The 15,325-nt window shown below is 66.3% G+C and carries 14 protein-coding genes; 8 read left to right on the top strand and 6 right to left on the bottom strand.

Annotated elements, in window-relative coordinates; all coding sequences use genetic code 11:
* Nucleotides 1–23 precede the first annotated feature (23 nt).
* Together GGR11_RS03030 and GGR11_RS03025 are read left to right on the top strand one after the other, a co-directional pair.
* Complete coding sequence (locus GGR11_RS03030) at nt 24–2,705, top strand: tipN (protein ID WP_246331505.1); 2,682 nt, start codon at nt 24–26, stop codon at nt 2,703–2,705.
* Nucleotides 2,706–2,784: 79 nt separating this feature from the next.
* Nucleotides 2,785–3,375 carry a C15 family peptidase gene (locus GGR11_RS03025; RefSeq protein WP_183195340.1) on the top strand — a complete coding sequence of 197 codons (591 nt, stop codon included), beginning with the start codon at nt 2,785–2,787 and terminating at the stop codon, nt 3,373–3,375.
* Between the two features lie 18 nt (nt 3,376–3,393).
* Here the strand turns inward: GGR11_RS03025 and GGR11_RS03020 are convergent, their stop codons facing one another.
* Nucleotides 3,394–4,563 carry an MFS transporter gene (locus GGR11_RS03020; RefSeq protein WP_183195339.1) on the bottom strand — a complete coding sequence of 390 codons (1,170 nt, stop codon included), beginning with the start codon at nt 4,561–4,563 and terminating at the stop codon, nt 3,394–3,396.
* Between the two features lie 48 nt (nt 4,564–4,611).
* On the opposite strand from GGR11_RS03020, the gene GGR11_RS03015 reads away from it, so the two are divergent.
* Both GGR11_RS03015 and pip read left to right on the top strand, forming a co-directional pair.
* On the top strand, nt 4,612–4,968 hold the full coding sequence (locus GGR11_RS03015) for a DUF423 domain-containing protein (protein ID WP_183195338.1): 357 nt from the start codon (nt 4,612–4,614) through the stop codon (nt 4,966–4,968).
* Between the two features lie 46 nt (nt 4,969–5,014).
* Entirely contained in the window at nt 5,015–5,989 is a 975-nt protein-coding gene (gene pip, locus GGR11_RS03010) for a prolyl aminopeptidase (protein ID WP_183195337.1), read from the top strand.
* Between the two features lie 82 nt (nt 5,990–6,071).
* Here the strand turns inward: pip and GGR11_RS03005 are convergent, their stop codons facing one another.
* The gene (locus GGR11_RS03005) at nt 6,072–6,770 is read right to left on the bottom strand and encodes a pirin family protein (RefSeq protein WP_183195336.1); all 699 of its coding nucleotides are present in this window, start codon (nt 6,768–6,770) and stop codon (nt 6,072–6,074) included.
* Nucleotides 6,771–6,886: 116 nt separating this feature from the next.
* Between GGR11_RS03005 and GGR11_RS03000 the strand changes: the two genes are divergently transcribed.
* Nucleotides 6,887–7,813 carry a LysR family transcriptional regulator gene (locus tag GGR11_RS03000; RefSeq protein WP_183195335.1) on the top strand — a complete coding sequence of 309 codons (927 nt, stop codon included), beginning with the start codon at nt 6,887–6,889 and terminating at the stop codon, nt 7,811–7,813.
* A 3-nt stretch (nt 7,814–7,816) separates the two neighbouring features.
* Here the strand turns inward: GGR11_RS03000 and GGR11_RS02995 are convergent, their stop codons facing one another.
* From GGR11_RS02995 to GGR11_RS02980, 4 genes are read right to left on the bottom strand one after another with little or no spacing between them, the layout of a single operon-like run.
* Nucleotides 7,817–8,122, bottom strand: coding sequence for a hemolysin (locus tag GGR11_RS02995; protein WP_183195334.1), 306 nt, complete (start codon nt 8,120–8,122; stop codon nt 7,817–7,819).
* A 22-nt stretch (nt 8,123–8,144) separates the two neighbouring features.
* On the bottom strand, nt 8,145–8,450 hold the full coding sequence (locus tag GGR11_RS16610) for a hypothetical protein (RefSeq protein ID WP_343051059.1): 306 nt from the start codon (nt 8,448–8,450) through the stop codon (nt 8,145–8,147).
* Nucleotides 8,451–8,458: 8 nt separating this feature from the next.
* Complete coding sequence (locus tag GGR11_RS02985; protein WP_183195332.1) at nt 8,459–8,917, bottom strand: DNA polymerase III subunit chi; 459 nt, start codon at nt 8,915–8,917, stop codon at nt 8,459–8,461.
* A 20-nt stretch (nt 8,918–8,937) separates the two neighbouring features.
* A complete protein-coding gene (locus GGR11_RS02980; RefSeq protein WP_183195331.1) occupies nt 8,938–10,413 on the bottom strand; it encodes a leucyl aminopeptidase in 1,476 nt (491 codons plus the stop codon).
* Nucleotides 10,414–10,553: 140 nt separating this feature from the next.
* Here GGR11_RS02980 and GGR11_RS02975 point away from each other — a divergent pair, with 140 nt between their 5' ends.
* From GGR11_RS02975 to GGR11_RS02965, 3 genes are read left to right on the top strand one after another with little or no spacing between them, the layout of a single operon-like run.
* Nucleotides 10,554–11,690, top strand: a complete 1,137-nt coding sequence (locus GGR11_RS02975) for an LptF/LptG family permease (RefSeq protein WP_183195330.1) — start codon at nt 10,554–10,556, stop codon at nt 11,688–11,690.
* The gene (gene lptG / locus GGR11_RS02970; protein WP_183195329.1) at nt 11,687–12,823 is read left to right on the top strand and encodes an LPS export ABC transporter permease LptG; all 1,137 of its coding nucleotides are present in this window, start codon (nt 11,687–11,689) and stop codon (nt 12,821–12,823) included. The genes GGR11_RS02975 and lptG overlap by 4 nt, the downstream gene beginning before the upstream one ends.
* Nucleotides 12,824–12,856: 33 nt before the next feature.
* Nucleotides 12,857–15,289, top strand: a complete 2,433-nt coding sequence (locus GGR11_RS02965) for an LPS-assembly protein LptD (RefSeq protein WP_183195328.1) — start codon at nt 12,857–12,859, stop codon at nt 15,287–15,289.
* Nucleotides 15,290–15,325: the final 36 nt, after the last annotated feature.

Below are 15,325 nucleotides of genomic sequence, written 5' to 3'. Positions count from 1 at the left end.
GCATGAATCGAGCTCGACGCCTGATGAAATCCCGTAACCGGCCGCCGCTTAAACTGACCAACGACGAGGCCGTCCCGCCCATCGAGATGGCGGACACGCCTGCGTCTGACGTCGAGATCGAGGTCGAAGTCGAAGTCGGTTCGACGCCCGCGATAGAAGCCGAGCCGCATGCGGAGTTGGAGCCCCTGCCTGTAAGGCCGCCCGAACGGCCCATGTCCGAACGCCGCCGCCGCCGTCTGGCGGAAGAGGCGCGCCAGGCCGAGGAACGCGCCGCCGCTGCCCTGAAACCCGAGCCGGCGGCCCTGCCCGAGGCCGAGCCTGTCCCGCCGCCTGTCGAATCCCTTGACGTCGTCCCGGCCGTCGCGCCGGAGATCGATCCGGAACCGACGTTTGAATCTTCCGCCGCTGTCGAGATGGCCGTGGCCGCAGGCAAGCCCCCGGCTCCGTTCGAGCTGTCGTCGCCTCAAACCCTGAGATCAAGCGTTTCCGCGCGTGCTGCAGCCACCGCGAGCGGGCGGACCGCCTATCTGATCGCCGTCCTGGCCTCGGCCCTTTGGATCGGCGGCGTCGCTTCATGGGCCGCGTATGAGTTCGGCTCCGGCGCGGCGGACCTGGATCCGTTGCGCTTCGCCATCTACGCCCTGATGGCGCTGGCGCCGGCCGGCCTCGCCATAATGCTGGCCCACGCCGTACGTCAGGGCGCCGGTCTGGCCGCCGAGACACGTCGCGCCCGCGATATGGCCGAGGCCCTGGTCGCGCCGACCGCACTGGCCGCTCAGCAGACTGGCCAGGTGCTGAATTCCCTGCGGACCGATATCGACCACGCAGCCCTCGCGGCCGAACGCGCCCGCAACGACATGGTCCTGTTGCGCCAGGCCCTGGCCGAGGAGACGGATCGCCTGAACGCGGCCGCCGAGAACGCCGCCCGGACGGCGCGTCGCCTGACCGAAAACCTCGCTCGCGAGCGTGATCAGATGCAGACCTTGGGCGTCCATCTCGACAGCCAGGCCATAGGCGTCATCGATGCGGTCGAGCGGCAGTCGCGCATGGTCGCCGACGCCTCCGACCTGGCCCAGGCCCAACTGCGTGAGGCCGAGGCCGCCCTGGCGGCTCGCGCCGCCGATCTGGCCGCCGCCGCCGGCGAGGCCCAGGACGCTGCCCGCGTCGCCGCCGACGACCTGGCCCGCCAGACCATCCGGCTGGAAAACGCCGGCTCCGGCGTGGCCGAACAGATCCAGTCGGTCGAACAGGGGCTGAGCCAGCAGCGGGCCGCCTTGGTGACGGCCGCCTACGCCCTGCGCACCGATCAGGAAGATTTCTCCGCCCAGGTCGAGAGTCAGCGGGCCCAGTTCGTCGAAAATCTGTCGGCGACACGCACGGCCGCCGACGAAATGGGCCGGACATCTCAGACGTCGATCGAGAGCCTGCGCGAAATCCTGGAAGCCGCCGGCGACCAGTTCCGCGCCCTTGTGGACATGTCCCAACGTGAGGCAGACGGTTTCGACGCCGCAACCAAGGTTTCGCTGGATCGGTTCGAGGCCCTGGCCGCCGACGCCCGCGACACCCTGATGGAGGAAACCCGGCGGGCGCTGGAACAGATGCGTGCCACGGCCGAAGATTCCCGCGCCGCCGCCGCCGACGCTTCCGAACAGGCGCGACTGCGCGCCGACCGGCTCGGCGAGGCCCTGTTCGAGGCGGCCCAAAAGGCCGATCAGGCCGCCGACGCCCGTATCGAGGACGCCCGTCGCATCGTCGGCGAGACCTCGGGCCTGGTGGACGAGGCCGGCGAGCGGATGGTCAAACGGCTGGAAAGCCTGGTGGACCGCCTTAACTCCGCTCTGTCCGAGATCGACACCGCCGTCGCCGATGTGGACGAACGCGCCGCACGTCTGCCGGAACAGGCGCGCGCCCGCGTCGACGCCGTCCGCGCCAGCGTGGAGGAAGGCCTGGCCTCCCTCGCCGCCGCATCGCGCAAGGCCGCCGAAGACACGGAGGCGCTGGATGTCGGCTTCCAGGAACGGGTTCGCCGCAACTATGACATGCTGACCGAGGCCGTGCGCCTGATGGGGGTGGTCTCGGGTGACGCCCCGACCGGCCGGATTCGCGAGCTTCCGCCTGAGCCGGAACGCCATCGGCAGCCGCGAAGCGCGACGCCGGCCGAGCCGTCGCCGGAAGACAGGGCGGCCGACAGAGGCTTCGGGCTTCGCAATCGTCTGCGTCTGGCCCCGACAGAAACGCCGCGCGCTGCGCCCGCGCCAGACGCCGGCCTCGACTGGAACGATCTGGTGTCCGGCGGCCGCGACGACCTCCCTCTGGATCTGGACACGCCGACGGACAGCCCTGCGGAAACCGCCGCCCTGTCTGACCGGGTCGCGGCCGCCATCCGCCGCATGGGCGTCGATCCCAATGCGCTCCTGCCCCGTTCACGCGTGGAAGAGGCGGCGCGTCTACTGGGCGACGGCGACGCCGACGGCGCGCGTCGCATCGTGCGCCGTGTGGCGCCGGCCGCCGTCCGCAGCGTCTCGCGCCGTGTGCTCAGCGACCCCGAACTGCGCGCCGACGCCGAGCGTTATGTGGCCGTCTTCTCTCAGGACATATCCACCTACGCGCGCAGCGGCGACGCTCAGGCCGTGCAGAACCGCCTCGCCTCTGACGGGGGTCGCGCCTTCATGCTGCTCGATGCAGCGGTCGGGGACCTCGGTTGACGCTTGACGGCGAGCCGAAGTTCGAGCCACCTGCAACGGTCACGAAAACGTCACGCGTTGGGCGAGGTTTAAGGTCGGAATGACGAACGAGACCGAAGGCTCAATCCGCCCAGACCGACGTCCCGGAATCGCTATCTGCGCCTATGAAGGCGATGCTGGCTGGGATCTTGTGGAAGATTTGTCCGGCGATGTCTGGAGTCCCCCGGGCGCCCGCACGGTTCGGGTGTCCGCAGACAATCCAGACGCCCTGGCTGAAATCCTTGGTCAGCATCTGAGAAGCGGCGATTGTCGCGCGGTCCTGCTTGTGGGCCGCAATCACAAGAGCGGCGGATTCCGCATGCAGATGCGAGCCGAGAATCGCACCCTGGACCGCAAGGATCGCTTGTCGCGGACGGGCCCAGGTGTGGCGCGCACGACCGCTCCAGTCGCCGATATTGTCCGCGCTCTCAATGCTGCAGGTCTGGACGCGGACGCTTCATCAGAGGCTGAGGAGGATGCAGGTTCCTATCTTCTCTATCGCATTCTCGCCGATCTCGCCGACGGACCGAATACGCCGGCAGTGGGTCTGCTGCGGGCGCCCCTTCCCGCTGACGAGAACCTGGTCAAGAGGGGCGTGAAGGCTGCGGCGTCCGTGATGGCGGGTCATATGGCTCTGCTGCCCCGCAGTTGAGGCGTAAGGGTCGCGCCTCTAGATTCGTGCGGCCAGCATCGACTTCAACGCCAGACAGGCGAGAAGGCCCAGTGCAGCTAGCCCCACCATCGCGAGATAACCGCCGGCGCCGAAAGCATCGTACAGCGGGCCGCTCGCCAAGGTCGCCAAACCGATCAGAACCCCCGCCGACAAGGTGGAGTTCAGGGTCTGGGCCGCCGTCTGGCTGTTGCGCGGGGCCAGCCGTTCGATCAGTTCGATCCCAGCGAGATAACTGGCCGCAAAACTGAGGGCGTGCAGCGCCTGGAGCGGCCACAGGATCCACAGCGGGGGCGCCGCCGCCATCAACCCCCAGCGCAGCACGGCCGCCGCAGCAGCGAGCGCCAGCAGCGGCCAGGCTCCAATTCGGCGCCGACGACGCCAGGGATCGACAATCCACATGAAGCCGATCTCGGCCGCCACGGCGAAGGCCCACAACAGCCCCGTCAGATGCGGTTCAATCCCCTGCCCCCGCCAGACAATCGCGGAAAAACCATAGTAGAAGGCGTGGGCCGCCTGCACCGCGCCTATAGCGACCAGGGCCGTCACCAGAACGGGATCTTTCAACAGTCGCCCCATGCCCCAAAATCGATCCCAGCCGGGGATCGGAGGGCCGTCATGCACCGGCTCGGCGGGCAGCCCCCGCCAGGCCACGACCGCTATGCCCAGACAGGCCAGGATCACGCCGATGATGACCGCCTCGGCCCCCGTCGCCTGCAAGATGAAGCCCATGGCGATATTGGCCACGACAAAGGCGGCTGAGCCAAAACCACGCGGCGCCGCGAAGCTGAATCCCTCACGACGGGCCAATCGAAGGACGAGCACGTCGGTCAGGGGGATGATCGCCGCCGCGCCTGTCGCGCCGATGAACCAGCAGACCGCCCAGGCTGCGAATCCTTCTGACAGACCCGCCGCTCCGTATCCCAGACCGGCCAGGGCGGCGAGAAGGGCTATGGGCGTGCGGCGATAGCGGAAGCCGTCGGCCCAGACGGCCAGGGCAGGCCCCGTGACCAACCGTCCCAGCATGGGCGCCGCAAGAAGGACGCCGATTTCCGCCCCGCTCAGTCCCTGGGCGCGCATCCAGAGGCCGGCGTAGGGCAGGCTGACGCCCAATCCGCCGAACATCAGGACATATTGCAGCGCCGCGCGCGATCTGGATCCCAATTCCATCGCACGCGCATAGCAGACTTCCCGGATTCGTCGGGCTAGGCTCCTAGCATGTCACCGAGTCGCAATCTGATCGTCTTCGCTGCTCTGAACGGGGCTCTTGCCGTCGCGCTCGGCGCCTTCGCGGCCCACGGCGCCGGGCCGCAGGTCAAGACGCTGCTGTCCACCGGCGCCCATTATCAACTGGCCCACGCCGTCTTCGCCGTGGCCAGCGCCCTGTGGACCGGCGGCGGTCGATGGGCGCGGATCGCCGGCTGGCTGGGCGCGGCGGGCGGACTTGTGTTCTCGCTGGCCCTGGCCTTCGTCGCCCTGCTCAGCCTGCCCGTCATGGGCGCCGTCGCTCCGATCGGCGGCCTGCTCATGATCGCCGGTTGGCTTTGCCTGGCCTTTGCGGCATTTCGTTCCTAACCCTCAGTAAGGCCGCATACGGGCCCAATAGAAAGACCTCGAAAGCATGGCCTTCCCCACGCCCGTCGAGCCGCGTCGCGAACTCTACCCCGAGATCGAACCCTTCGCCTCAGGCTGGATGACCACCAACGGCGTCCACGAAATCTATTACGAGGAAAGCGGCAATCCGCAGGGCCGGCCGGTTCTGGTGCTGCATGGCGGACCCGGCGGCGCCGTCAATCCCGGCATGCGCCGCTATTTCGATCCGGCCCAGTATCGGATCATCATGTTCGATCAGCGCGGCTGCGGCCAGTCCCGCCCCCACGCCTCGCTGGAAGACAACACCACCTGGACCCTGATCGAGGATATTGAGCGGCTGCGGGAACGGTGCGGCGTCGACAAATGGGTGGTGTTCGGCGGGTCCTGGGGCTCGACCCTGTCCATGGCCTACGCCATCACTCATCCGGAGCGCGTCCTGGCCCTGGTTCTGCGTGGCATCTTCCTGCTGACCAGGAAGGAGTTGCACTGGTTCTATCAGGACGGCGCCTCGATGATCTTCCCGGACGCCTGGGAAAGGTTCGTCGCCCCCATACCCGAAGCCGAACGCGGCGACCTGATGGGCGCCTATTACAAGCGGCTGATCGGTGACGACATCGCCGACCGCGAACGTTGCGCGGTCGCCTGGTCCAGCTGGGAAGGCGAGACAGTCAGCGTCGAGGGCCCCAACGCCAGGCCTGACAAGTTCGCCGAGCCCGAGTTCGCGGTCGCCTTCGCCCGGATCGAGAACTGGTTCTTCACCAACGCCGGCTTCTTCCCTGAAGACGGCTGGATCGTGAAGAATGTGGACCGGATGCGCCACATCCCCTGCTGGATCGCCCAGGGCCGGTTCGATGTCGTCACCCCCATCGCCAGCGCCTGGTCCCTGCACCGGGCCTGGCCCGAGGCCAGGTTGGATATCGTGGCCGACGCCGGCCACGCCTCGTCGGAGCCGGGCATCGTCGACAGCCTCGTGCGGGCGACGGATTGGGCCGCCAACCTATAGGTGCGTAAAAGCCGCCGCTCCGAAGGGAACGGCGGCTTTTCTATTTCAGCCTGAAGGCATTGAGACGCGGTGACCGCGTAAGTCAGGCGGCGTCGACCAGCACGACTTCGGCGTCCGAGATCGCCTTTACGGTGACGACGTCTTCCTGGGCGATGGCGGCGCCGTCGCGAGCGTTCAGCCGAACGCCATTGACCTCGATCTCGCCCTTGGCCGGAACCAGATAGGCGCGGCGGTTCGATCCCAGGGCATAGTCGGCGCTGTCGCCGGCGTTCAGGGTCGCCGCCACGATCCGGGCGTCGGTGCGGATCGACAGGGCGTCCGCATCGCCTTCAAAGCCCGAGGCCAGGACCACGAACTGGCCCGAACGTTCGCCTTTGGGGAAGGGTTTGGTGCCCCAGCTGGGCGCCTCGCCTCGCTTGGTCGGCTCGATCCAGATCTGGAAGATCCGGGTCAGATCCGGCTCGGCGTTGTATTCGGCGTGGCGGATGCCAGTGCCTGCGCTCATCACCTGAACGTCGCCGGCCACGGTGCGGCCCTTGTTGCCCAGGCTATCCTCGTGGGTGATGGCCCCGTCGCGGACATAGGTGATGATCTCCATGTCGGCGTGCGGGTGGGGCGGAAAGCCGGTTCCGGCGGCGATCTCATCGTCGTTCCAGACCCGCAGATTGCCCCAGCTCATTCGCTTGGGATCATAATAGTTGGCGAAGGAGAAGTGATGTTTGGCGTTCAACCAGCCGTGGTTGTCGCCGCCTAGCGATTCAAAAGGTCTGCGCTCGATCATCGGTCTGTCCTCAGGCCGGGCCGTCCCGGCGTCATTGCTTGACGTCAAGATAGAGATCGGCGACCGAACAGAAATAGAAACACCTGAAACTCATCGTTTCCAACGCAGAGGCCGCCATGTCCCGCCTGCCCGACCTCGAGGCCATGGCCATCTTCGCCAAGGTGGCGGAGGCCCAGTCCTTTTCCGGCGCGGCCGACGCCCTGGGGCTGTCCAAGGCGACCGTGTCCAAGGCCGTGACCCGGCTGGAGCAGCAGTTGAAGACCACGCTGCTCCACCGGACATCGCGTCGGTTCGCCCTGACCGACGCGGGTCGGACGCTGGCGGCGCGCGCGGGGCTGATGCTGGCCGAGGCCGAGGGAGCGGTGTCCGAGGCCCTGGACATGTCGGTGACGCCGCGCGGCCTGGTGCGGCTGGCCGCGCCCATGTCATTCGGCATGGCCTATGTCGCCCCCGCCCTGCCCGAGTTTCTGGCCACCCACCCCGACGTCTCGATCGACCTGCACCTGTCGGACGAGGTGATTGATCTGGTCGGCGGCGGCTTCGACTGCGCCTTGCGCATCGCCGCCCTGCCGGATTCATCGCTGACCGCACGGCGGCTGCGGCCGGTCGAACGGTTTCTCGTGGCCTCGCCCGACTATCTGGCCCAGCGCGGACGGCCGACCCATCCGCACGATCTCGAGCGGCACGCCTGCCTCAGCTACGCCTATATGCCGACGCCCGACGCCTGGCGCTTCGTCAATGGTGCGGGCGAGGAGGTGGTGGTGCGACCGCGCGGACCGCTGCGGGTCAACAATTCCGACGCCTTGACCGCCTCGCTGTGTGCGGGCCTGGGGCTCTTTCCCCAGCCGGACTTCATCTATTGGAAGGACGTCGCCGAGGGAAAGCTGGAAACGGTGATGACTGACTGGCGCCTGCCGCCGATCGCCCTGCACCTGGTCGCGCCCAGCAGCGGGCCCCGACCCGCGCGGGTCACGGCCCTGATGGACTATCTGGCCAGGAAGTTCAGCGCCCCGCTGTGGCCCGGCGACAAGGCCGGACGCTGAAGCTTAGCCGCACTTGACCTGCTGGATTACGCCCGACGCCTCGTCATAGACGAAGTTCACCCGGTTTTCGCGATAGTCCATGGTCGCTATGCAGGTCGTGCATAGCACTCGGAAGATCTGGCCTTCCGGCGCGCTCGGAACGGTCGAACGGTTCCGGCCGACATAGGCCTGATAATCCTCGACCTTGCAGGCCTTGAAAGCGTCGTCGTCGCCTGGCGTCCTTATGGTCACGGGCGTTTCCGTGGGCGCGCACGCCGACAGCGCCAGGCCTGCGGCCAGCACGGAACTCAGGATAAAGGCGGTCTTCATGGTCGTTTCCCTTGGGTCGCGGTCAGCCGCAACGGACCTGTTCGATCACGCCGGTCTCGGCATTGTAGAAAATGTTCAGCCGATAGGCCGAGAAGTCATGGGTCACCGGGCAGGTGGTGCAAGTCACGCGCCGGTTGACGACGTCTACTGGCACAGGGATCTCGGTCCGTTGCCTGCCGACCAGATATTGTAGCTCTCCGGCCTTACAGACGTCGGTCGTCTGGGCGGTCGGCATACGGCTGCCGACGGGCGGGTTCAGTTGCGCGCGCTCCACGGTGCGGGGGGCTTGCTGCTCCGCAACGGGCGTCGAACACCCGGCCAACAGCACCAGGGCGATCAGGCCGCTTTTTCCCAGCGCCCTTCGTCCGTCTGGCGCCAATAAGCCAGATTGGCCCCTTCCGCCTTCAGGGCCTTCCAACGCGCCCGCGCATTCTGAAGCGCCGGCTCGTCCCGCCCGTCGAAAATGATGAAGCATCGTTCGATCCCTTCCGTCACGCCCAGTTCTGCGTCGTCGACGATGAACAGCGCCTGAGCACCGTTCAGGTTCTCCCCCGATTCGCTCAGCAGCACCGGCTGGCGATCCGCATGGGGCTGATCCGCCCGGCCATGCGGCAGGAAACTCTCATCGTGAAAACTCCACAACCGCTCGTCGACATCGTCCAACCGATGGGCGTGCGCCGACTTGATCAGGGCGCGCCAGCCCCGCTCGAGGGTCTTCTCGAGCAGGGTCGGCAGCACCTGGTCCAGCGTGGAACGCTCCAGATGGTAGAACCAGATTTCGGGCTTGCCGCTCATCCGGCTCTACCGTCCGGAACTCAGGCTTCGTAGGCGTCGGCCACCATGCGATCCAGCGTGCGCACGGCGAAGCCGACGCCGCCTTCCGGCACGGTGGGGCTGGGGCTCTTGTTGGCCCAGGCGGTCGGGGCGATGTCCAGGTGCGCCCACGGCACGCCGTTGGTGAAGCGCTGCAGGAACAGGGCGGCGGTGATCGAACCGCCGGCGCGGCCGTTGCCGGTGTTCTTCACATCGGCGATCTTCGAGTCGATGTGCTGTTCATAGATGTCGGGGATCGGCATCCGCCAGAAATTCTCGCCCACCTTCTTCGACGCGGCCAGGATTGGATCAGCGACCTCGTCCGAGTTCGAGAAGACGCCAGCGTAATCCAGGCCCAGGGCCACGATCATGGCGCCCGTCAGGGTGGCCAGGTCGATCATGAACTTCGGCTTGAAGCGCTGCTGAGTGTACCAAAGAGCGTCAGCCAGGACGAGGCGACCCTCGGCGTCGGTGTTGATCACCTCGACCGTCTGGCCCGACATCGACACGACCACGTCGCCCGGACGCTGGGCGTCGCCGTCCGGCATGTTTTCGACCAGACCCAGCACGCCGATGGCGTTGACCTTGGCCTTACGGCCGGCCAGGGCGATCATGGTTCCGGTCACAGCGGCCGCGCCGCCCATGTCCCACTTCATGTCTTCCATGCCGTCGGCCGGCTTGATCGAGATGCCGCCGGTGTCGAAACAGACGCCCTTGCCGACGAAGGCGATCGGCTGTCCGCCCGCCTCGCCGCCGTTCCACTTGATCACGGCCAGCTGGCTCTCGCGACGGCTGCCCTGGCCGACGGCCAGAAGCGTGCGCATGCCCAGCTTTTCCATCTCGGCCTCGCCGAGAATCTCGACCTCGAGGCCCAGGCTCTCCAGCGCCTTGACGCGCTTGGCGAACTCGGCCGGGTACAGGACGTTGGCGGGTTCGGACACCAGGTCGCGGGCGAAGATCACGCCGTCGGCGACGGCCGACAGCGGCTCCAGCGCAGCCTCGGCGGCACGAAGATCAGAGGTCACGACCCGGATCGCAGTGATCGACGGAATCTTGTCGGCCTTCTGGGTGGTCCGGTATTTGTCGAACCGATAGGCGGCCAGACGCGCGGCGAAGCCGACTCGAGCGGCCTGTTCCGGCGTCAGGTTCGAGGCGTCGATGGTCAGGACCTCGGCGCCCGACAGTTTCACCGCTGCATAGGCGGCGCCGCCGAAGGCCTCGACCGCCAGGTCGTCCAGCTTGTCCGCAGCCCCGGCGCCGACCAGCAGCACGCAATCGGCGTTCACGCCCGACGGGGCGGCGATGCTCAGCGTCTGTCCAGACTTGCCGACGAAGCGGCTCTTGGACATCGCCTTGGTCAGGGCGCCGTTGGTCTCGGCGTCCAGATCAGGGGCGGAACCGGCCAGGGCGCGATTATCATGAACCGGCACGGCCAGGATTTCAGCGGCGTCGACGGCGGCGACGAACTCGATCTTCATACAGCGACTCCAGCCAGGCCCCACCCGGCGTTACGATAGAAAAAGACAAACGGCGCGTCTGCTTGTCGCGGACGCGCCCTCCTGTGCTACTAGATGCGCCTCATTATCGCCGCCTGCAACCGGGCGAAGTCCATCCGCCCATGACCCTGATTCAAAGATACCTTTTCCGCCAGATCTCGCTGCCCGTGGTTGCGGCCTGCACTTCCTTGGCTGGAATCGGAATTCTGAGCCAAAGCCTCGACCAACTGGAAGTCATCGTCGAACGCGGCCAGAGCGTGTGGGTCATGGTGAAACTGACCCTGCTGGCCCTGCCTCAGCTACTGGCGGTTATCCTGCCGATCGGTCTGTTCGTCGGCGCCCTCATCGCCCTGACGCGAATGCAGCGCGAGCAGGAACTGACGGCGGCCTTCGCCGGCGGGATGACCCGATGGCAGGTGATTTCGCCCGCGGCGCGACTGGCGTTCCTCGTGCTGATTCTGAATCTCGTGATGACCCTGTTCGCCCAGCCCTGGGCCCAGCGTGAAGCCCGCAATCAGGCTTTCGCCATTCGCACGGACCTGGCGGCCCTGCTGGTCGAGGAGGGCCAGTTCGTCCAGGGACCGGACGGCTTGACCGTCTATGTCCAGCAGATCGAACAGAACGGCCTTCTGAAAAACCTGTTCGTCTACCTCGATGATGGCAAGTCCACCCAGAACTGGAGCGCCGCCGAGGCGCGTTTCGGTCGTGACGCCGCCAATGAACCGGTTCTCACCATGATCGACGGTTCCTGGCAGAAATATTCATCGCGTGGCGTCCTCGAGACCCTGTCCTTCGACAGATACGATTTCCCCCTGGGTCAGTTCTCCAGCGTGACCGAGCAGATTCGCTACAAGCCGGCCGACCTCTATCTTCGCCAGTTGTTGAACCCCTCGCCCCGCGTGCTGGAGACCGCCGGCTCGCGCGGCGAGCTGCTGGCTGAGGCCCACGCCCGCATCGCCGCCCCGCTATACGCCCTTGTCGCCATGGCCATGGCCCTGGCCGCCATCATGGGCGGATCGTTCAGCCGCACCGGCTATTCGCTTCGGATCGCCAAGGCGGCGGGCGTCTTCCTGTTGGTGCGGGTGATCGGTTATGGATTGGTGGCCGCCAGCGCCTGGAACCCGTGGATGAACATCCTGCAGTATCTGGCGCCCCTGATCGTCGTCGCAGCGGCCATGCGGCTGCTGTTCCGCGCCCTCAAGCCCCGCAAGCGCCGGGAACGGCCGGTCCTCGACCGGCTGCGCGCGAGATTCGCATGACCCTGGCCCTTCTCTCGCCTTCCCGATTAGGCCTGCCCCGGCTGGGACGGATCGAACGCTATGTGCTGATCCAGCAGCTTCGTTCCCTGGGCGTGGCCTTGGCCGTGATCTCCGCCCTGGTCATGCTCATCGACTTCGTGGAGGTGTCGCGCGGCGTGGGGTCGGATCAGGACCTTTCCGCCCTGCGTATCCTGGGCCTCGTAGCCCTGAAGTCGCCGTCGGTGATCGTTCAGCTTCTGCCCTTCGTCTTCCTGTTCGGAACCTTGGCCGCCTATATCGGTCTGAATCGGCGCAGCGAACTTGTCGCCATGCGGGCGGCGGGCGTTTCGGCCTGGCGGTTCGTGCTGCCGGCTGCAGGCATGGCCCTGGTCCTGGGAGTTCTGACCGTGACCGTTCTGGGTCCGCTCGCTTCGGCCGGCGACGGGCTGTGGCAGCGCGAACGGGCGCGCATCTCCGGAACAGCCCCCGGCGCCAGTTCCAACGACGCCATCTGGCTGCGCGAGGGCGACGACCAGAGGCAGATGATCATTCGCGCCGGGCGGCAGGACCGCGCCAACGCCCGACTGCTGGACGTCACGTTTTTCATCTACACGACCGATGCGGAGGGCAACCGGGACTTTTCGGAACGGATCGACGCCCGGTCCGCCGCCCTCAGCGCCGGCCGCTGGCGGTTGACCGATGCGGTGGGCGCCAGCATCGGCCAGCGCGCCGTGACCTATTCCAGCCTCGACCTCCTCTCCAGCCTTGCGGATGAAGAGGCCTTCGAGCGGTTCGCCCGCCCCCAATCGACGCCCTTCTGGTCGTTGCCGAATCAGATCCAGCGAATCGAGGACGCCGGATTCGCCTCCACCGCCTACCGCCTGCGCTTCCAGCAGCTGCTGGTCACCCCGCTGGTGTTCGCGGCCATGTCGATCCTGGCGGCGGCGTTTTCGTTGCGGCTGATGCGCCTGGGCGACCTGGCGAAGATGAGCGTGGCGGCCGTGGTCCTCGGCTTCGCCTTCTTCTTCCTGAACCAGTTTTCGTCCGCCATGGGATCGGCCGAGGTGGTGCCCCCCTTCGTGGCGGCCTGGTTGCCGCCGATATTGACGGCGCTCGCCGCCTTCACCTTGCTGTTCTATACCGAAGACGGCTAAGCGAGCGCCTCGCTCAAGACAGACGGATGGTTCATGCAGGGTGATCGCGATCAGCGTTCGAAGGCCTTCCGGGCGCGGCTTCTGGCCGGCGCGGCCCTGTTCGTCTGCGTCCCCTTCGCCGGTGTCGCCGCAGCGCAGACGACGCCCGCCTCGGACGGCCTGCCTCAAGGGGCCGTCTATGTCGACGCCGCCAGCACCAGTCGCACCGGCGATCTGATCACCGCCGAAAGCAACGGCGGCGACCGGGTCTATCTGCGCGCAGACGGCAATGTGCTGCGTGGCGACAACCTCGCCTATGACCTGTCCAGCGGCGCCGCCTCGGCCAGCGGGCGCGTCGAAGCCGTGTCGGCGGACGGGACCATCGTCTACGCCAGCCATCTGGAAACCGATCGCGACCTGAAGGCGGCCATAGCGGTCGATTTCGCGACACGGTTCGAGAACGGCGCCAGTCTGATGGCGGCGACGGCGGTTCGGCGGAGCGAAAACGTCAATGAACTGAACTACGCCATTTTCACCCCCTGCCCGATCTGTGATGCAAACGGTCCCAAACGGCCCAGCATCTCGATCCAGGCGGAAAAGGTGGTCCAGGACGAAGCCCTGCGCGCCGTCATCTATCGCAACGCCATCTTCCGGGTCGGCGGCGTCCCGGTCTTCTACACCCCGTTTTTCGCCCACCCCGACCCTACGGTGAAACGGGCGTCAGGCCTGCTGGTGCCCATCATCAACTATGATGAAGGCCGGGGCGTCTCGATCGAGGCTCCCTATCTTCACGTCGTGTCGCCGTCCGAGGACTGGCTCATCAGTCCGCAGATCAACACTCGCGTCGCGCCGCTGCTGAACCTGCAATGGCGCCGCCGGTTCGTGAACGCTTCGATCTTTGCGCGCGGCGGCTACACCTACGAACGCAATTTCGGCGATTTCGATCTGGATGGAGACGGAGGATACGAAAGCAACGTTCGTTTCGGCGACAAGGAACACCGCAGCTATCTGCTGTCGCATGGTGAATACGATCCTGACGGTCCCTGGCGTTTCGGTTTCACGGCGGAGCGGACGTCCGACAAGACGCTGTTCGACCGGTATGACGTGCGGAACACCTATAAGGACAACGGACTCTATTACGGTGACCGTCGTCGGCTGATCAGCCAGATCTACGCCGAGCGTCAGACCGAGCAATCCTATATTTCGGTCGCCGCCTTCTCCATTCAGAGCCTACGGCTGGATCCCGCGTTCGAGGCCAACGACTTCCGCGACGCCTCCGGCTTCAAGGTGTTCGAGGAGGACGACGATCTGCCTCTAGTCGCGCCGCTGATCGATGCGCGCTGGGAACCAGCAGGCTACGTCTTCGGCGGTCGATTGCGGCTGAAGGGATCGGCGGTTTCGCTGTACCGCGATAATTTCGTCGGCACGCCGATCCTGAACCCTGACATCGTGCCGGCGTTGACGACGGGCTTGTCCGGCGTAGATAGCCGGCGAGTGACCGCCCAGGCGGAATGGCGTCGAACCTTCATCACTGGCTTGGGTCTGCGGGTCGAGCCGTTTGTCGATGCGAGAGTCGATCTCTACTCCCTGTCCGATCTGCCGCCGATGGTGGGGGTCCACAGCGACGAATCCCTCAGCCGCACACGGTTCAGCGCCGGGGTCGACGTCAGCTATCCGTTGATCAAACGCACCCAGCGCGCGGACATCATCCTCGAGCCGGTCGTTCAGGTTTCGGTTTCCAACAAGGCCGACATAGATCCCCGTATTCCGAACGAGGATTCGCAGGTCATCGAGCTGGATGAGTCATCGTTGTTCCGCATGGATCGCTTCTCCGGATACGATCTGGTCGAGGGCGGATCGCGGGTCACGGCCGGCGGTCGCGCGACGGTTCGCTGGTCCGAAGGCCGTAGCGCCAGCCTGTTCGTCGGCCGAAGCTATCGCGCCGATGACGAAGACGCCTTCCGCACCACGGTGCCGGACAGCACGACCGGCGCTCTTTACGATCCGACCGGTCTTGCGTCCTCGGCGTCGGACTGGGTGGTGCAGGGCAGTTTCTCTCCTTCCGACCGAATTCGCAGCTGGGGTCACGCCACCTTCGACGGCTCGGGCGACATTCGTCGCGCCGAGGCCGCAGTGGACGGCCGCTGGGGACGCCGAAATCTCGCGTCCGTCAGCTATATCGTCGATCGATCCAATCCCTTGTCCGGCGATCAGAATCGAAACTACGAATTCGTCCAGCTTTCGGGACAACAGTTCGTCTATGGCGACTGGGGCGTCGCCGTCACGGGGATCGCCGACCTCGAACGGAACGTCATCACCCGTCAGGAGGTCGGCGTGTTGTTCGACGACGACTGTTTCCGCGTCGAGTTCGGATATCGCCGCGACAATACACGCGTGCGGGCCAGCGGACCGTCGGATGGCGTCTATATACGCCTAAACCTCGCCACTTTCGGAGGTTCAGGTTATGGACAGGGTGAAATGCGTTGAGCATGACGCTTTACGGGGCGCGACCGTCTGCCGACC

This window comes from Brevundimonas mediterranea (genome assembly GCF_014196125.1).
Lineage (GTDB): Bacteria > Pseudomonadota > Alphaproteobacteria > Caulobacterales > Caulobacteraceae > Brevundimonas > Brevundimonas mediterranea.
Note: the sequence above shows the minus strand (reverse complement) of the source record. Positions and strands in the feature narration are given on the sequence as shown.